This window comes from Salinivibrio sp. AR647, assembly GCF_001995415.1.
Taxonomy (GTDB): Bacteria; Pseudomonadota; Gammaproteobacteria; order Enterobacterales; family Vibrionaceae; genus Salinivibrio; species Salinivibrio costicola.
In genome coordinates, this window is the sequence record NZ_MUFE01000013.1 from 43,647 (window position 1) to 61,792 (window position 18,146).

An 18,146-nucleotide genomic window follows, 5' to 3' on the forward strand; every position below is an offset into this window, starting at 1 on the left:
ATAAGATCTTTATATAGATCCTTTATTAGATCTACTACTAAGGAAGCGGATCTCAGTGGATAAGCGGTAAAAGATCATTGAGATCAAGGATCTTGGAACGATCACTTTCTGTGGGTGGCCTTGGATCGGATCCTGTATCACCTGGGATCAAAATGCCCTTTTATCCACAGGGCGATCAGAAAGAAAAACTATCAAATGGATAACTAAAGGAAGATCACTGGGTTATTCCTTAGTTATCCACAGTCTGTTTGATTAATTATTGTTCACTTAGATGCCTGAAGTAATGGCTCCCAATCGGTTAACCAGCGTTCCGCTTCATCTTCCGGAACCGGATGAGCTTGAATATCGATGTCGATTCGTTCGCCAATTTTGACGGCCCCGAGATCTTGTAATAGGGCGTCTGCTTTCATGCCAGCTTCACAAAAGGTGTCATAACTAGAATCGCCAATGCCAACCACCCCGTATTTCAACGCACGTAGCATCGGACGTTCGGTCATTAGCTGTTCCATCAAAGGGGTGATGCTCTCAGGGAAGTCGCCAGCGCCATGAGTCGATGTGACGACTAAGAGCGTGCTGGCGCCCAATACATCATCGAGGATCCCCTCATTGATAACCGCTGTTTGGTACCCCTTTGCCTGTAGTTGATCTGACAGGTGATCGCCAACATATTCCGCGCCGCCCAAGGTACTGCCTGTAATAATTGTTATATTCGCCATATTATCCTCACGATTAAGAGTCTCTTGCCTAGTATTGAGACCTTGTTCCTGGGAGTCAATTCTTGCTGAATATTGCGGGTATCTTCGGGGATGCAGTCGAGGGGATCATGGTGAAAACTATGGGGATAACTTATGATCTTATAACAAGGATAACCGCGATCAACACAGTAGGATAAAGGGATCCTTTGTGTAAGGATCCCGTGATCAGGTTGGGGATAATTATTTGCCGATACAAAATGAGGAGAAGATTTTTCCTAATAAGTCATCGGCACTAAATTCGCCAGTAATGGTGTTGAGGTACTGCTGGGTCAAGCGTAACTCTTCCGCCAATATTTCACCGGCCATGTAGCCTTCTAGTTGTGTTTGTCCAATGTCCAGGTGTGCGGCTGCACTGGCGAGTGCGTCTAAGTGGCGGCGACGTGCCATAAAACCCCCTTCACTGCCTCCTGCATAGCCCATACAGGCTTTGAGGTGTTGGCGGAGTGCATCGACGCCTTGGCCTGTTTTAGCGCTAAGGCGGATAAGCGCTGGGTGGTTGGTATCGCAGTGGCCCATAGGCTCGCCCGTCATGTCGGCTTTATTACGGATCACCGTCACGCCCATATCTTGGGGTAAACGGGACACAAAGTCCGGCCAGATATCATGTGGATCGGTAGCGTCAGTGGTGGTGCCATCCACCATAAATAAAACGCGATCTGCTTGTTCTATTTCGTCCCACGCTCTTTCCACGCCGATGCGTTCGACCTCGTCGGTAGCGTCACGTAGGCCTGCGGTATCAATAATATGCAAAGGCATACCGTCGAGATGAATGTGTTCACGCAGCACATCGCGAGTGGTCCCGGCAATATCGGTGACGATGGCACTGTCTTTCCCCGACAAGGCATTGAGTAAGCTCGATTTACCTGCATTTGGGCGGCCAGCGATTACCACTTTCATTCCTTCACGCATGATGGCGCCTTGGTTGGCCTCTTTACGCAGTGTGGCGAGGTGCTCAATAATGTGATTGAGATCGCTGGCGACCTTACCATCGGAGAGAAAATCGATTTCTTCATCGGGAAAATCAATTGCGGCTTCGACGTAAATGCGCAGGTGAATGACCTTTTCCACCAGCGCGTTCACCTGGCTAGAGAAGGCGCCTTGTAGCGACTGTAGCGCCGAACGTGCGGCTTGCTCAGAGCTGGCATCAATCAAGTCAGCAATGGCTTCTGCTTGCGCGAGATCCAACTTATCATTTAAAAACGCGCGTTCAGAGAATTCTCCCGGGCGAGCGGCTCGTACCCCGTCAAAGGCGCTAATCCTTTGGATGAGCATATCCATGATAACGGGGCCACCGTGGCCTTGCAGTTCAAGCACGTCTTCGCCCGTGAACGAATGAGGGCCTTTAAAGAATAGCGCGATGCCTTGATCGATAGGCTGACCATCCTGGTCGAGAAAGGGGAGGTAGTCAGCACGACGAGGCACCAACTCACGTCCGGTCATATTTTTGCCAATCTCATGGGCGAGGGGGCCAGACACGCGAACGATTCCCACGCCGCCCCGGCCAGTTGCTGTGGCTTGCGCCACGATAGTGTCTGTTTGAGCCATAATGCACACTCTATGATTGCAGTGACAGGCCTGTGGGCCATTAACGTGAAAAAGGCGACCGCCAGGTCGCCTTTTTATTATTGCTTGACGCGGCCTGATTTACGAGCGCGAATGCAGGCCTTTTTTCTCCAACGACTTGTAGATTAACGTCTGCTGGAGCAGTGTGACTACGTTCGATACCAACCAGTATAGAACCAGACCGGATGGGAAGAACAAGAAGAAGAAAGTGAAGACCACGGGCATAAAGGTCATGATCTTCTGCTGCATCGGATCGGTGACCGTGGTTGGACTCATCTTCTGAATCAGGAACATAGACGCCCCCATCAACAGGGGTAGCACATAGAAAGGGTCTTGTGCTGACAAGTCTTGAATCCAACCAAAGAAAGGTGCGTGACGTAGTTCGACCGATTCCATCAATGCCCAATAGAGCGCAATGAAGATCGGCATTTGCAGCACTAGCGGTAGGCAGCCACCCAGTGGGTTAACTTTTTCGCGCTTGTACAGCTCCATCATTTCTTGGCTCATGCGCTGACGGTCGTCACCAATACGCTCTTTCATTTCTTGCAGTTTAGGCTGCAGCATGCGCATTTTCGCCATCGAGGTGTACTGCGCTTTGGTAAGCGGGTACATGGCACCACGGACGATAAAGGTCAGCATAATGATTGATAGACCCCAGTTACCGACAAAGGTCTGAATGGTTGATAGCAACCAATGCAAAGGCTTGGCGATAAACCAGAGCCAGCCATAGTCGACCACAAGATCCAAGCTTGGCGCCACGGCGGCCATTTGTTCTTGCAGTTTCGGGCCAACCCATAGAGTTGCCGTTAGGGTCTTACTGGTACCAGCAGGAATGGTGTCACTGGTTTTGGTCTGAATATAACCGTATTGCGAGGTGGTACGTGTGCTCAACACATTATTGTCGGCTCGTGGGATCCACGCGGTGGCAAAGTAGTGTTGAATCATGGCCGCCCAACCTTGATCAAAGGTTACGCTGAGATTTTTGCTTTCCATGTCATCAAAGCTGTACTTCTCGTAACGCTTGTCGTCCGTTGAGTAAGCGCTGCCGCGATAAGTCGGCATGGTTAGGCTACCACCATCATCCAGCAAGTTTTGTTTGAGCTGGGTGTACATAGTGACGCTGGCATTCGCATCGGTTTGGTTATTGATTGTATGCTCAACGTCTACCGCATAACTACCACGTTTAAATACAAAGGTTTTGGTATAACTGATCCCTTCTTTTTCGACTGTCATCGGGACGCGCAAAGTGTCTTGATCGTCTGAGAGAGAGAAGTCGTTCTGGGTCACCTGGTATTGTGCGCGGCCTTCAGCGGTATCAATGCCATTGGCACCAATTAAACCACTTTGGGCGACAAAGGTATGATCTGGCTTAGTATGTAGCAGGGTGAAGGCATTATCAGAGTCCAGCTCAGCATCGTATTGTGGAAGCTCGGCATGGACAACATCACCGCCTTGCGTATCAATTTTTAGTGTTAATACGTCGGTTTTGATGGTGACGAGCTTGTCAGAGACAGGCTGTGCATCAAGAGACGTGGTATCGTTACCGTCATTGCTGCTTGGCACGTCACTGTGAGTCGTTTGCTGCTGCTCAACGCCCTGTCCCTGCGGCTGCGGGGATTCTGGTTTGCTCCATTCCATGTATAGCATGAAAGAAACGAACAATAGGGCAATCAACAGGATATTGCGTTGGGAATCCATTGTTAATTGTCTCTGTTATGGTGGTCGCAAGGCGGTACAGGATCGTAGCCGCCATCATTCAAAGGGTGGCATTTTAATAGACGTTTGCCTGCCAACCAACACCCTTTTATCACACCATGGGATTGAATCGCCATGATGGCGTAATGGGAGCAGGTTGGTGTGAACCGGCATCGTGGCCCAATTAATGGGCTAATCACCAGTTGGTATCCCCGAATCAGCGCGATGAGCGCTTTTTGCGCGGCGGTCGCGACAAACGTTGCCATAACTTGTCCAATTCGTCTCGCAGCGCTTGATTACTCAGGTTGTTGGCACTTTTTTTCGCGATAACCACAAAGTCTTTCGCCGGCAGTTGATGCTGACGTAAACGAAAACTCTCGCGAACCACACGTTTAAAGCGGTTGCGATCAACGGCAAGTTTGATTTGCTTTTTCGGGACAGCTTGACCGAGACGTGGGTGTTCGAGCGCGGTGTTTCTGGCGAGTATAGTCAAGTGCGGCGAACCTGCGCGATGAGGTTGCTGAAAGACGGCACTGAAATGTTCGGGAGTTAGCAGACGTAACTCCCGAGGATAAGCGAGCTTATTCACAAATCACTACGGATTATTTAGAAAGCTGCTTGCGGCCTTTCGCACGGCGAGCGGCAATGACCTTACGGCCGTTCTTAGTCGCCATGCGCGCACGGAAACCGTGAGTGCGCTTACGCTTTAGAACTGAAGGTTGAAAAGTGCGTTTCATGGTTTCTACCTTTATTACTGATCAGTGTTAGGTTTGTTAACCCGACGTGGGAGGATAGCAGTATGCTTGTCTCCGACGCCTCTCAACAAAGAGGGCGGATTGTAGCCATTGACTAACGATTAGTCAATCACAAAACCCACGCCACTTCGGGCCGTGAATTATAAGCGCTTAGTCGCAGATCGCAAGGATCCTTGCCAACTGATCGCAAATTAAGCGGTGATCCCGACTTGATTCAAAAACTTATGCAATCGGGGATCATCGCAGTGATTAAACAGCCAATCCGGTGTGCCCTGAGCGATAATATTGCCATCGTTCATAAATACCACACGATCAGCAACATCACGCGCAAACTGCATCTCGTGGGTCACCACCAGCATGGTTTGGTGGCGAGTGGCGAGCTTTTTCATTAGCGCTAACACCTCGCCTACCCATTCTGGATCGAGCGCGGATGTTGGCTCATCGAAAAGCAGTAGCTCGGCTTCCAGCGCCATCGCACGGCCAATCCCTACGCGTTGTTGTTGGCCACCCGATAAAGAGGCCGGATAGTGGTCGCCTTTATCGCCAAGCCCGATATCGTCCAAAATCTGTTGCGCGCGCTGGCGGGCTTTGGCTTTTTGCCATCCTTTTACAGTGCGCAGGCCTTCAGCAATGTTATCGCGTACGCTCAGGTGGGCAAACAAGGCATAGTTTTGGAATACAAACCCAGTTTGACGCCGCAACGCCAGAATGTCCTTTTTTGGAGTGGCTGAATTGCCGCTATCGACGCGTTGTTCGTCGATTGTTATCACGCCTTGCTCCGCACGCTCTAGGAAATTAATGCAGCGCAATAAAGTAGATTTCCCAGTACCACTTGGACCAATAATACAGACGATTTCGCCACGTTCGATAGCCAAATCAATCCCATCGAGAACAGCGATGCCCTGATAGACTTTTTTCAACTTTTCTATTTTTATCATCGTTGATACGCCTTATTGAGATGTGCTTCGGCCCAATATTGCACGCGGGTGAGTGCGACCACGATCGCCCAGTAAATGAGCGCGACGGCCAAGTAGGCTTCAAAAAACTTGAAACTGGATGAGGCTTCCATTTGCGCTTGTGCCATGATTTCGGTCACGCCTAGTGTAAAAGCGAGAGAGGTGGCTTTAATCATATCGATGAAATAGTTCATCAACGACGGCAGAGCAATGCGCACGGCTTGCGGTAAAATAATGCGTTGCATGGCTTGTCGCGTCGTCATGCCGATGGCTAAGCTTGCTTCCATCTGACTGCGATCGACCCCGAGAATTGCGGCACGAATCGATTCGGCCATATAGGCAGAAAAGTGCAAACTGATCCCAATCACGGCTGCAGTAAAGGCATCCATCCCCACTAAACTGGGGATCACCTGTGGTAAGCCATAATAGAGCAAAAACAACTGCACCAATAAAGGGGTGCCGCGAAAGAAACTAATGAAGATTTGCGCTAAGCCATTTAACCCAGGGACACGAAAGACGCGAATTAAGGCGATGGCGACGGCTAAGGCGAGGGAGAAAAGTAGCCCCAAAAAGGCCATTTCCATGGTGATCCCTAAATAGCTAAGCAATAGAGGGAACAGCGAGACCATATAATCGAAATCAAACGCCATGAGAGTCCTTTAAACAAAAAAGCCCGCCAACGCGGGCTTTTTAATGTTGGTGAATACTTACTTTTGGGTGACGTCAGCACCAAACCACTTGATCGAAATATCGGCTAACGTGCCGTCATCACGCATGTTGACGAGTGTTGTGTTCACCTCATCACGTAAGCGCTGGCCGCGGTCGTTGTCAACAAATGGCCAGGCGTTGGCAATGGTTTCAAAAGGCTGACCCGCTAATTGTAGAGGCAAGCCCGACTCTTTGATCAATTGTAGTGCGGAGAGGCGGTCCATAATAAACGCATCGGCACGGCCCAGGGCCACATCGTGCTCAATACCGGTTTCGTAGGTTTTGATATGGATATCATCGGACGCTGAATGATCGCGAAGGAGTTGCTCAAAGTTAGAGCCCAAGTTCACCGCGACCGTCTTATCTTTTAAATCTGCGACGGACTGAATCGCGTCATTGCCCTTACGAACCGTGATTTGCGCCCCATCGACGACATACGGGTTGGTAAACAAATATTTCGCTTGGCGCTCATCGGTGATAGTGATTTGGTTTGAAATCGTATCGATACGGCCAGTTTGTAAAAGCCCAAATAAGCCCGAGAAGTTAGCCGTTACATACTCGATATCGTAGTCATTACGCTGACCAATCTCATCCCAAAGGTCGACTTCAAACCCTTGTAGTTGGTCTTGTTTGACAAAGGTAAAAGGAAAGTATCGGCCAGACATGCCCACTTTGACGGTGTCTGATGCAAAAGCGGGGACTGAAATCACCATGCTCAGGCTGAGCAGGGCGTTGAGGATCCATTTAGTCATGAAAAACTCCGTAATAACCACATCAATATTGATAGGAAACGTAATATAGAGGGGCGAAGAGGGGACGAGAAATACCTTGTTGTTATGAGTAATAACGTATTAACAGGCGTGAGTCGGATCGATGCGGGACATGGCCTCGAATTCTCGGACTGGTCACGACGACCATGTGCGTAATGTTGTGAGTAAAAAGCGGGTAGGCTGTGGCGATCTCTGGGTTATCTGTGGGATCTATGTGCATAAGTCGGATCTTATTCACTGATTTCGGGATCTTGTGGGTAGCGATCTGGGCGCGACAGGAGTACCATTATGACCTTTTCCTTTTCGGTATAACTGCGTGGAGTCAAACGTGTCATCATCGCTTTGGTTGCAGTGTCTTGAACGGCTTCAAGATGATTTACCTGCAACAGAATTTAGTATGTGGGTACGGCCACTTCAAGCCGAACTCAATGACAATACGTTGACCCTGTTTGCCCCTAACCGTTTTGTGCTTGATTGGGTGCGGGATAAATATTTGCATCAGATTAATCAACTGCTGAATGAGTTTTGTGGTGTCGACGTGCCTATGCTGCGCTTTGAAGTGGGCAGTAAACCGGTTGCTGCTGCGCCGCAATCTGCGCCAGCTGGCCCGGCGTCAGCCCCTGCGCCTCAACAAGCGGCCCCTGCCCCCACTCGTGGACGCGTTTGGGAGCCGGCACCGTCACCGGTGCAATCGGATGTCAATCATCGCTCCAACGTGAATCCGAAACACAAGTTTAATAACTTTGTGGAAGGTAAATCGAACCAGCTTGCACTCGCGGCGGCACGGCAGGTCTCGGGAAACCCGGGAGCGGCATATAATCCGCTGTTTTTGTATGGTGGGACGGGTCTGGGTAAAACGCACTTGCTCCATGCGGTGGGGAATGCTATTTCCGATCGAAAGGCAGATGCTCGCGTGGTTTACATGCACTCTGAGCGGTTTGTGCAAGACATGGTCAAAGCACTGCAGAACAACGCCATCGAAGAGTTTAAGCGCTACTACCGCAGCGTGGATGCACTCTTGATCGATGATATTCAGTTTTTTGCCAATAAAGAGCGCTCACAAGAAGAGTTTTTCCATACCTTTAATGCCTTGCTTGAGGGGAATCAGCAGATCATTTTGACCTCCGATCGCTACCCAAAAGAAATCAATGGGGTTGAGGATCGCTTGAAATCACGCTTTGGTTGGGGCCTGACGGTTGCTATCGAGCCGCCTGAATTGGAAACGCGTGTGGCGATCTTGATGAAAAAGGCAGAAGACCACGCGATTCGTTTGCCGGATGAAGTTGCCTTCTTTATTGCTAAGCGGTTGCGGTCGAATGTCCGTGAACTGGAAGGGGCGCTTAATCGTGTCATTGCCAACGCCAACTTTACCGGCCGCGCGATCACCATTGATTTCGTTCGGGAAGCGTTGCGCGATTTGTTGGCGCTACAAGAAAAGCTGGTCACTATCGATAATATTCAGAAAACCGTGGCAGAATATTATAAAATCAAGATGGCGGATTTGTTATCTAAGCGCCGGTCTCGCTCGGTTGCACGCCCTCGTCAAATGGCGATGGCCTTATCGAAAGAGCTGACCAACCACAGCTTGCCAGAAATTGGTGATGCCTTTGGCGGTCGTGACCATACAACCGTATTGCATGCATGCCGTAAAATTGAGCAACTGCGTGAAGAAAGTCACGATATTAAAGAAGATTACTCTAACCTGATTCGAACATTGTCGTCCTAATTATGAAATTTATTCTTACGCGTGAGCAGCTACTTCAACCGCTGCAACAAGTTTCTGGGGCTTTAGGTGGGCGCAGTACCTTACCGATCTTAAGCAATCTTCTGATTGAAGTCGCCGAGCAGCAACTTAAGCTCACCGCCACTGATATGGAGGTGGAGCTTAATGCAACGGCACCGTTGGAGGGAGAGCATCAAGATGGGGCGATAACGGTTCCCTCGCGTAAGTTCATGGATATTATCAAAGGCTTGAACAGTGAAGCCCGTATTACGGTTGCTCAAGAAGGTGATCGTGTCGTGGTGCGAGCGGGTCGAAGCCGGTTCACCTTGTCCACCTTGCCGGCTAGCGATTATCCCAACATCGATGATTGGCAAGCGGATGTAAGCCTGCAGCTGCCACAAAATAAACTGAATCACCTGATTGATGCGACTCAGTTTTCAATGGCAAACCAAGATGTGCGGTATTATCTCAATGGCTTGCTGTTCGAAACCGATGGACAAACGCTACGTACGGTAGGGACCGATGGTCACCGTATGGCAGTGTGCCACCTGACCATGGATGAAAGCGCGCCAGCGCAACAAGTGATTGTGCCGCGTAAAGGCGTCAGTGAGCTAGCGCGTTTGTTGGATGATAGTGAGAATCCGGTCAATATTCAGATTGGTGCCTCCAATATTCGTGCGGTGGTCGGCAACGTGACCTTTACCTCGAAGTTAGTCGATGGACGATTTCCTGACTATCGCCGTGTGCTGCCGCAATCGACGTCTCGGACACTTGAGGTTAATTGCGCGGAGCTCAAGCAAGCCTTGTCGTTAGCCGCGGTGCTGTCGAATGAGAAATTCCGTGGTGTTCGGATGAATATTGATGGCAGTGAGCTGCGTATCTCTGCCAATAACCCCGAGCAAGAAGAAGCCGAAGAATTTTTGGAAGTGAATTATCAAGGCGAGGCCATCGAGATTGGTTTTAACGTCAGTTATGTTTTAGATGTGCTCAACGTTTTGCGCTGTAACACTGTCCGTTTTTCAATGACAGACGCGGTCGGCAGTACTTTGATTGAGGACTGTGATCGCGATGATGCCATGTATGTCGTGATGCCCATTCGCCTCTAGATTATGGCGCTCACTCGACTGGTCATTCATGACTTCAGAAATATTGAAGCCTGCGATATCGAACTGTCGTCAGGCTTTAACTTTTTAATTGGCCCCAACGGCAGTGGAAAAACCAGTGTCTTGGAGGCGATTCATTTTCTTGGCCACGGGCGCTCATTTCGCAGCGCACTGAACAGCCGTGTGATCCGTCATCAACAACCGAGCTTAACGGTCCATGGCCGGGTGAAAACGCAAGATGGGATCTTGCTTCCGGTTGGCATTCAAAAGCGCCGAGACGGCAGTGCCGATGTTAAAATAGGTCAAGAAAAAGGGCAAAAGCTAGTGGTACTGGCCAAAGTCTTGCCCTTGCAGCTGATTACCCCTGAAGGGTTTGAGCTATTAACAGATGGTCCTAAATTTCGCCGTGCGTATATTGACTGGGGGGTGTTTCATTCCCAACCCGGTTTTTTTGAAGCGTGGACGCGGGTCAAGCGGCTCACCAAGCAACGGAACGCCGCGCTTAAAACTGCGCGCAATTACCGTGATATACAAGTGTGGGATGCAGAACTTGCTAGCTTGGCCGAGCAAATTAGTGTTTGGCGACAAGCTTATGTTAATGCTGTGGCCGAGCGCGCAACGGCGTTATGCCAGGCATTTTTACCCGAGTTCTCGATTCAGTTTCGGTTCTCCCAAGGCTGGGAGCGCGGTGCAGATTACCAGGCTTTGTTGGCGACTAACTTCGAACGCGATCAGCAAATGGGCTACACGGTGTCTGGACCACACAAAGCCGATTTACGCATCAAGGTGGCCGGTACCCCGGTCGATGATGTGCTCTCTCGAGGGCAACTAAAATTGATGGTTTGTGCGCTTCGGCTTGCACAAGGACAGCTATATAGCGAAGAGCAAGGCATCGCCTGTATTTACCTGATCGATGACTTTGCCTCAGAATTAGACAGCCGCCGCCGGGCACTGCTCGCCAGTGAATTGACCCGGATCGGGGCGCAGGTTTTTGTCAGCGCCATTAGTGCCGATCAAGTCGCGGAAATTTGCGACGAAAATAGTAAGATGTTTCATGTGGAACATGGCAAAATTAACGCAGGATAAATAAGCGAGAGTAACTCAATGTCCAACGAATACGATTCATCGAGTATCAAGGTACTGAAGGGCTTGGATGCCGTCCGTAAGCGTCCGGGAATGTATATCGGCGACACCGACGACGGTACCGGCCTACACCATATGGTGTTTGAGGTGGTCGATAACTCGATCGATGAAGCACTGGCCGGACATTGTAACGATATCGTGACCACCATTCACGAAGACGGCTCTGTGTCGGTCCGCGACGACGGTCGTGGTATCCCTGTCGATATTCACGAAGAAGAGGGTGTTTCAGCTGCCCAAGTTATCATGACCGTGCTGCACGCCGGGGGTAAATTTGATGATAACTCGTATAAAGTGTCGGGCGGCCTACACGGTGTCGGTGTCTCTGTGGTTAACGCACTGTCAGAAAAGCTTGAATTGACAATTTGGCGTAACGGTTATGCCCACCAACTCAATTTTTCTCATGGTGAGCCACTGGGTCCCTTGGTTCAACTGGGCGAAACCGATCAAACCGGTACCCGCATTCGTTTTTGGCCGAGTGAAGAAACCTTCACGGATATTCACTTCAACTACGAGATCCTCGCCAAGCGCTTACGTGAATTGTCTTTCCTTAACTCGGGTGTGTCGATTCGATTGATTGACGAGCGCGAGGAAGACAAATCGGATCACTTTAAATATGAAGGCGGTATCCGTGCGTTCGTTGAGCATTTGAATAAAAAGAAAACCGCGATTCATCCATCGGTGTTCCATTTTGAACATATGCGTGATGATGGCGTTAGCGTCGAAGTCTCAATGCAGTGGAATGATGGTTACCAAGAGAACATCTACTGTTTTACCAACAATATTCCACAGCGCGACGGTGGTACGCATTTGGCTGGGTTCCGCGGTGCACTGACGCGAACCTTAAACAGCTTTATGGACAAAGAAGGCTACTCGAAAAAAGCTAAAGCAGCGACGTCTGGCGATGATGCCCGTGAAGGTTTGACGGCGGTGGTATCGGTCAAAGTCCCTGATCCTAAGTTTTCGAGCCAAACCAAAGACAAACTGGTGTCATCGGAAGTGAAATCGGCGGTTGAGTCGGCGATGAGCAGCCACTTGTCTGACTTTTTAATTGAACATCCAGCCGATGCCAAAGTGGTGTGCTCCAAGATTATTGATGCCGCACGTGCACGTGATGCAGCGCGTAAAGCGCGTGAAATGACACGTCGTAAAGGGGCACTGGACTTAGCTGGCTTGCCTGGTAAATTGGCCGACTGCCAAGAAAAAGATCCCGCCCTGTCTGAGCTCTACATTGTGGAGGGTGACTCAGCCGGTGGCTCTGCGAAACAAGGGCGTAATCGCAAAAACCAAGCGATATTGCCGCTTAAAGGTAAGATCTTAAATGTGGAAAAAGCCCGTTTTGATAAGATGTTATCGTCGCAAGAAGTGGCGACCCTGATCACCGCCATGGGCTGTGGGATTGGTCGCGAAGAGTACAACCCCGATAAGCTACGCTACCACAGCATCATTATCATGACGGATGCTGACGTTGATGGCTCGCACATTCGTACCTTGTTATTAACCTTCTTCTATCGCCAAATGCCTGAGTTGATTGAGCGTGGTTATATTTATATCGCTCAGCCACCTCTTTATAAAGTGAAGAAGGGTAAGCAAGAGCAGTACATTAAAGACGATGAAGCGATGGAGCAATATCAGGTCGCGCTGGCACTGGAAAATGCCTCATTATTTGTGAACCCTGATGCGCCAGCGATGCACGGTGAATCGCTTGAAAAGCTGGTCAAAGAGTACAATGGTGTGCTTAAACTGATTCAGCGTATGAAGCGTCGTTATCCCGCGGCATTGCTGAATGAGCTACTGTACCAACCGCGTTTAGCGGTCGAGGAACTTCGTGACGAATGGGCCGCGAAGAAGTGGGTTGAGAACATTGTCGACATCCTTAATCGCAAATCTACCGGTGAAAGCCACTATCAAGCGTCTTGTCGCTTTGATGAAGAGCATCAAGTTTGGGTGCCTGAGCTGGTGGTGCGAACCCATGGCGTTGATTATAAGTACCAGGTCAGCTATGACTTCCTGAATTCGAAAGAATATGGGCGCATTGCGAGCTTATCGGAAACACTCGATCAGCTACTTGACGAGGGGGCTTACGTGAAGCGTGGGGAACGGACCCAAAAAGTGGAGACCTTTGAGCAGGCGCTAAACTGGCTGGTTAAAGAATCCATGCGTGGTGTCTCGCGTCAGCGTTATAAAGGTTTGGGTGAGATGAACCCTGATCAACTTTGGGAGACCACCATGGACCCTGAAGGGCGCCGTATGATGCAGGTGACTATCCACGATGCGGTTGCGGCAGATGAGCTGTTTACCACCTTGATGGGTGATCAAGTTGAGCCTCGTCGGGCCTTTATTGAAAACAACGCGCTGAAAGTGGAAAACCTCGACGTGTAAACCACTGATCTGTTATTTGTCTCTATTAAGGCCAGCAGTATTGCTGGCCTTTTTTGATATTTATATATATGCAACATAATGCTCAAGGTATGACTGATTACATACAGAAAAAAAATTTAAAATCAGCCATTGAAATCAATCGGCGCAACCCTATATAGAGTAATGAGGCGATGCCATTGGGTCGCTGGGGGCTTGTCCGAAACGGAAAGCCGTTAGTTGAATTTTATTGCTTCATAGGAAGGGTAAGATTATGCGTAACTTTGATTTCTCTCCTCTCTATCGTACTGCGATTGGCTTTGACCGTTTGTTCGACTTGGTCGAGAATAGTAACACTAATAATGCGGGTGGGTTCCCTCCTTACAACATTGAGCAAAGTAAGGAGAACCAGTACCGGATTACGATGGCTGTTGCTGGATTCGGGCAAGATGAAGTCGATATCACTCAGCAAAAAAATAGCCTGACGGTCGCCGGCAAAAAAGCCGAACGAAATCAGAACACTAAGTTCTTATACCAGGGCATTGCTGAACGAGACTTCGAACGCAAGTTCCACCTCGACGATCATATTAAAGTGATGGGGGCGGAAATGGAAAACGGCATGCTGCATATTGATCTGGTTCGTGAGGTGCCTGAAGAAGAAAAACCTCGCCGTATCGAAATAGGCGGTAACCGCATGCTAGAAAACGCAGAATAAGCGCGGCAGCGACATGAAGGTTTAGCGGCGCAGCTACTCCAAGCAATAAGTTAATCGTAACGAAGAGGGCAGCTAACGCTGCCCTTTATTTATGCATGTTGGTTGCTTTCAGTCTGCTTATCATTGCAGGAACCTGGCTTGTCGATGATAACGATGGATGACTTGCCAGATTGTTACGTTGGTTCGAACTAAGCCTGAGCCAATGTTTCACGTGAAACAGTAAAGAAGGAGCTCGGTAAGTGTTCCACGTGAAACACTGTTAGCCCTCTTGGTAGGCACGGATGACTTCTTCGCCAATAATCTCTATGCCTCGTTGCATGGTATCGTCGTCTTGGACGTAGTTCATGCGAATACATTGTCTCGCATGAGGCCAATCCTCGCTTTCCACACCAATAAAGAAATATTCGCCTGGCACCACCAGTACACCACGGGCTTTTAGTCGTTGGTACAGTGTTTGGGTAGAAATGGGTAAGTCTTCAAACCACAGCCACAAAAAGATGGCCCCCTCGGGTTTATGCACGCGAACACGCTCATCATTAATAGTGTCCAACACCATACGAAGTGTGCGCTGTGATTTTTGTTGGTAGAAGGGGCGAACGACCTCTTTGCTTAATCGCAACAAGTCACCTCGTTCAATCATCGCCAGCGCCATTGCCGGTCCGACACTGTTTGGCGATAGGCTAACGATGCCGTTGATATTTGACATGGCTTGGATGACATCTTCGTTGGCGATCACGATCCCGCAACGCACCCCGGGTAACCCTAGCTTGCTGAGGCTAGAGCAAAGAATAGTATTGTCGTTCCAAAACGGGGCAACATCTTCAAAGATAATATCAGGGAACGGCGTACCGTAGGCGTTATCGATAATCAATGGAATGTTATGCTCGCGCGCGAGTTTATCAAGCTGCTGGATCTCGCTATCAGTGAGCACATTACCGGTTGGGTTGGTCGGCCGAGAGGCACAGATAGCACCAATGCTGTCATCAATGGTTAAGCGACTAAAGTCGACATGATATTTAAACTGTCGATTATCCATTAACTCAATGTCAGGTTGGTAGCTAACAAAGATATCGTCGCTGATCCCTGCATCGCCATAGCCAATATATTCAGGCGCCAAGGGGAGTAAAATCTTTTTATGGCTGCCGTCTGAATAACGTCCCGCTAAAAGGTTAAACAGATAAAAGAACGCACTTTGACTACCGTTGGTGAGCATGATGTTTTTACTGGAAAGCTGCCACCCATAGGTCTTATTGAGAAGCTCGGCGAGGGCATTCAGTAATGCCGACTTACCTTGTGGGCCATCATAGTTGGCCATGGCATGGACGAGGCTACCATCATCCAGCATCGATTGGCTCAGTGTTTTGAAGTAATCGAGCATTTCCGGTATCGCAGCGGGGTTACCGCCACCGAGCATAATCGCATCTGGATTACGTAAGCCATCATTCAAATCGTCCATTAACTGGGTGATACCCGAGTGGTTAGCGAGTTTCTCGCCAAAGTGAGTGACTTCCATGATTACTGCCTTCAAATATTTATGTCATTGTTTTGGTTAAGCTGCCATCAACATACAACAATTGTTTGTGAAAAAGAAAGCGTTGTGAGGCTGTTATCGAACGCTCTTTAAGTCCGGTGGTTGACAGGGTTGTTACGTTATCAGTACAGCGTTGATATGCCACTATCTGGGAAGGTTAGGTTGAGAGTAAAACGAAGAAGTAAGTACACTGATGCGAAGCATTCATCGTGGTTATAGGCCTAGTGTTTCACGTGAAACATAACCAGGATTAGCATAAAAAACCCCGCTAGTGCGGGGTTTGATAACGCCTTCGATGGGTCTATTTTTGCAGTACCGAGATATCTGCCACGTTGAGGAACTGCTCACGGATAAGGTGAAGCATCGCTAAACGGTTGGCCTTCAGTGCTGGGTCATCGGCCATGACCATCACATTATCAAAGAAGGTATCAACCGGTGTGCGCAATTGCGCCAGTTCGGTCAACGCGCCTTGATAATCGCTGTCAGCAAACAAAGGCTTAACCGCAGCGACTTTTTCTGCCACTACATCCGCCAGTGCTTTTTCAGCGTCTTCTTGTAGTAAGCTGCTATCGACTGTGCTGGGCAGCTCGCCGTCGTACTTCGCAAGGATATTGCCAACACGTTTGTTGGCGGCGGCCAAGGCTTCTGCTTCGTCCAAGCTACGGAAATGAGAAACGGCTTTCACACGGCTATCGAAATCGGCAGGCTTGGTTGGACGGCGCGCTAATACCGCTTGGATAATATCGACGCTATAGCCCATATCTTGATACCAGCTGCGGAAACGACCTAGCATAAAGTCTAAGACCTCGGTCTCTACTTCTTTATGGGTGAGGCGATCATCGTATTGGGCTTTGGCGTCGCGAATGAGGTCGACTAAATCCAGCTGATAGCCGTTTTCAACGATAATACGTAGCACACCGAGAGCAGCACGGCGTAGGGCGAATGGATCACTCCCTTTTGGTGCTTGGCCAATACCAAAGATACCGACGATGGTATCCATTTTGTCGGCCATTGCAACGGCTGACGATACTGGCGTCGTAGGTAGCTTATCACCGGCAAAGCGCGGCCAATATTGCTCGTTCAGTGCCAGCGCAACCGCTTCTGGTTCACCATCATGACGTGCGTAGTGCATGCCCATCACGCCTTGCGTTTCGGTAAACTCAAACACCATTGAGGTCATTAAGTCACACTTTGCCAGTTGGCCAGCGCGCTCGGTGTGTGCTTTATCGGCACCGATACGCTCTGCAATCTGTCCTGCAAGTGCAGTAATGCGGTCGGTTTTATCTTTAATGGTACCTAATTGTTTTTGGAATACCGCGCTATCAAGCTCTGGCAGGCGATCAATCAATGGGCGTTTGCGATCAGTATCAAAGAAGAACTCCGCATCCGCGAGGCGAGGGCGTACGACTTTTTCGTTCCCTGAGATAACCTGTGTCGGATCTTTCGATTCAATGTTAGAAACAAAGATAAACTTAGGCAGTAGCTCGCCGTTGGCGTCATACACTGGAAAGTACTTTTGATCGCCTTTCATGGTGTACACCAGCGCTTCAGACGGTACTTTGAGATATTTGTTCTCGAAAGAGGCGGTCAGTACTACCGGCCATTCTACCAATGAGGTGACTTCTTCGACCAAGTCTTCATCCAGCTCAGCCATTCCGCCCACTGCGTCCGCGGCTGCTTTGGCATCTTTAATAATCAATGCCTTACGCTTTTCATAATCCGCCATCACTTTGCCTTCCCGCTCGAGACGCTCAGGGTAGTGATCGGCGTGAGCCAGGGTTAAATTCGGCTCACCCATGAAGCGGTGACCACGAATAACACGGTCGGACGCCACGCCCAAAATCGTGCCTTCAATTAAGGTTTCGCCGTATAGCATTACCAAGGTTTTCACCGGGCGGATAAACTGGGTGTCTTTATCACCCCAGCGCATGGGTTTAGGAATAGGCAACTTGTTTAGCGCGTTATCGGCTAGCACGGGCAGCAAGGCGTCAATGGCTTGGCCAGGAACGTGTTGACGATAAAGCAGCCATTCACCTTTATCGGTTTTTAAGCGTTCAGCTTCGCTGACATCAATACCATTACCGCGCGCCCAACCCATGGCGGCTTTGGTGGGATTGCCGTCGGCGTCAAAAGCAGCGCTGACCGCGGGTCCGCGTTTTTCTAAGACCTTATCGGGTTGGCGATCGCTCAAAGCGGCCACTTTTAACGCCAGCCGGCGAGGCGATGCATACCAAGTAACACCTTGGTGGCTCAGGTCAGCGTCTTTTAGTTGCGCTTCAAACTGACTCGCGAAGGCTTCAGCCAGTGTGCGCAATGCTGTCGGTGGTAGCTCTTCCGTACCTAGCTCTATCAGGAAATTTTGCGTTGCCATGAT

The 18,146-nt window shown here is 49.5% G+C and carries 16 protein-coding genes; 5 read left to right on the plus strand and 11 right to left on the minus strand.

What is annotated here, in order from left to right:
• Positions 1 to 263: 263 nt before the first annotated feature.
• The 9 genes from mioC to BZG76_RS13880 all read right to left on the minus strand — a co-directional run bounded on the left by mioC (position 264) and on the right by BZG76_RS13880 (position 7,184).
• Positions 264 to 716 (minus strand): FMN-binding protein MioC, encoded by a 453-nt coding sequence (gene mioC, locus BZG76_RS13840; RefSeq protein WP_077461790.1) that lies wholly within the window; start codon positions 714 to 716, stop codon positions 264 to 266.
• 219 nt (positions 717 to 935) lie between these two features.
• The gene (gene mnmE / locus BZG76_RS13845) at positions 936 to 2,300 is read right to left on the minus strand and encodes a tRNA uridine-5-carboxymethylaminomethyl(34) synthesis GTPase MnmE (protein WP_077461791.1); all 1,365 of its coding nucleotides are present in this window, start codon (positions 2,298 to 2,300) and stop codon (positions 936 to 938) included.
• 99 nt (positions 2,301 to 2,399) lie between these two features.
• On the minus strand, positions 2,400 to 4,016 hold the full coding sequence (yidC, locus tag BZG76_RS13850) for a membrane protein insertase YidC (protein ID WP_077461792.1): 1,617 nt from the start codon (positions 4,014 to 4,016) through the stop codon (positions 2,400 to 2,402).
• Between the two features lie 2 nt (positions 4,017 to 4,018).
• On the minus strand, positions 4,019 to 4,279 hold the full coding sequence (gene yidD / locus BZG76_RS13855; protein WP_077456636.1) for a membrane protein insertion efficiency factor YidD: 261 nt from the start codon (positions 4,277 to 4,279) through the stop codon (positions 4,019 to 4,021).
• Positions 4,231 to 4,602 (minus strand): ribonuclease P protein component, encoded by a 372-nt coding sequence (gene rnpA, locus BZG76_RS13860; protein WP_025744540.1) that lies wholly within the window; start codon positions 4,600 to 4,602, stop codon positions 4,231 to 4,233. Before rnpA ends, yidD begins: the two co-directional genes overlap by 49 nt.
• Positions 4,603 to 4,615: 13 nt before the next feature.
• Positions 4,616 to 4,750, minus strand: coding sequence for a 50S ribosomal protein L34 (gene rpmH / locus BZG76_RS13865; RefSeq protein ID WP_025672864.1), 135 nt, complete (start codon positions 4,748 to 4,750; stop codon positions 4,616 to 4,618).
• Between the two features lie 209 nt (positions 4,751 to 4,959).
• Positions 4,960 to 5,706 carry an amino acid ABC transporter ATP-binding protein gene (locus BZG76_RS13870; RefSeq protein WP_077461793.1) on the minus strand — a complete coding sequence of 249 codons (747 nt, stop codon included), beginning with the start codon at positions 5,704 to 5,706 and terminating at the stop codon, positions 4,960 to 4,962.
• Entirely contained in the window at positions 5,703 to 6,374 is a 672-nt protein-coding gene (locus tag BZG76_RS13875; protein WP_077461794.1) for an amino acid ABC transporter permease, read from the minus strand. The genes BZG76_RS13870 and BZG76_RS13875 overlap by 4 nt, the downstream gene beginning before the upstream one ends.
• Before the next feature lie 57 nt (positions 6,375 to 6,431).
• Entirely contained in the window at positions 6,432 to 7,184 is a 753-nt protein-coding gene (locus BZG76_RS13880) for an amino acid ABC transporter substrate-binding protein (protein ID WP_025744541.1), read from the minus strand.
• A 346-nt stretch (positions 7,185 to 7,530) separates the two neighbouring features.
• Between BZG76_RS13880 and dnaA the strand changes: the two genes are divergently transcribed.
• The 5 genes from dnaA (at position 7,531) to BZG76_RS13905 (ending at position 14,241) form a co-directional block, all read left to right on the plus strand.
• Positions 7,531 to 8,928: a chromosomal replication initiator protein DnaA gene (gene dnaA / locus BZG76_RS13885; protein ID WP_025744542.1), complete on the plus strand. Its 1,398-nt coding sequence runs from the start codon at positions 7,531 to 7,533 to the stop codon at positions 8,926 to 8,928.
• Positions 8,929 to 8,930: 2 nt separating this feature from the next.
• A complete protein-coding gene (gene dnaN, locus BZG76_RS13890; RefSeq protein ID WP_025744543.1) occupies positions 8,931 to 10,031 on the plus strand; it encodes a DNA polymerase III subunit beta in 1,101 nt (366 codons plus the stop codon).
• A 3-nt stretch (positions 10,032 to 10,034) separates the two neighbouring features.
• Positions 10,035 to 11,114 (plus strand): DNA replication/repair protein RecF, encoded by a 1,080-nt coding sequence (gene recF, locus BZG76_RS13895; RefSeq protein WP_077461795.1) that lies wholly within the window; start codon positions 10,035 to 10,037, stop codon positions 11,112 to 11,114.
• Positions 11,115 to 11,132: 18 nt separating this feature from the next.
• Entirely contained in the window at positions 11,133 to 13,550 is a 2,418-nt protein-coding gene (gyrB, locus tag BZG76_RS13900; RefSeq protein WP_077461796.1) for a DNA topoisomerase (ATP-hydrolyzing) subunit B, read from the plus strand.
• A 250-nt stretch (positions 13,551 to 13,800) separates the two neighbouring features.
• Positions 13,801 to 14,241, plus strand: a complete 441-nt coding sequence (locus BZG76_RS13905) for an Hsp20 family protein (RefSeq protein ID WP_025744545.1) — start codon at positions 13,801 to 13,803, stop codon at positions 14,239 to 14,241.
• Positions 14,242 to 14,500: 259 nt separating this feature from the next.
• Here BZG76_RS13905 and BZG76_RS13910 read toward each other — a convergent pair whose 3' ends face one another.
• Complete coding sequence (locus tag BZG76_RS13910; protein ID WP_077461797.1) at positions 14,501 to 15,754, minus strand: valine--pyruvate transaminase; 1,254 nt, start codon at positions 15,752 to 15,754, stop codon at positions 14,501 to 14,503.
• Between the two features lie 319 nt (positions 15,755 to 16,073).
• The gene (gene glyS / locus BZG76_RS13915; protein ID WP_077461798.1) at positions 16,074 to 18,143 is read right to left on the minus strand and encodes a glycine--tRNA ligase subunit beta; all 2,070 of its coding nucleotides are present in this window, start codon (positions 18,141 to 18,143) and stop codon (positions 16,074 to 16,076) included.
• Between the last annotated feature and the right edge of the window lie 3 nt (positions 18,144 to 18,146).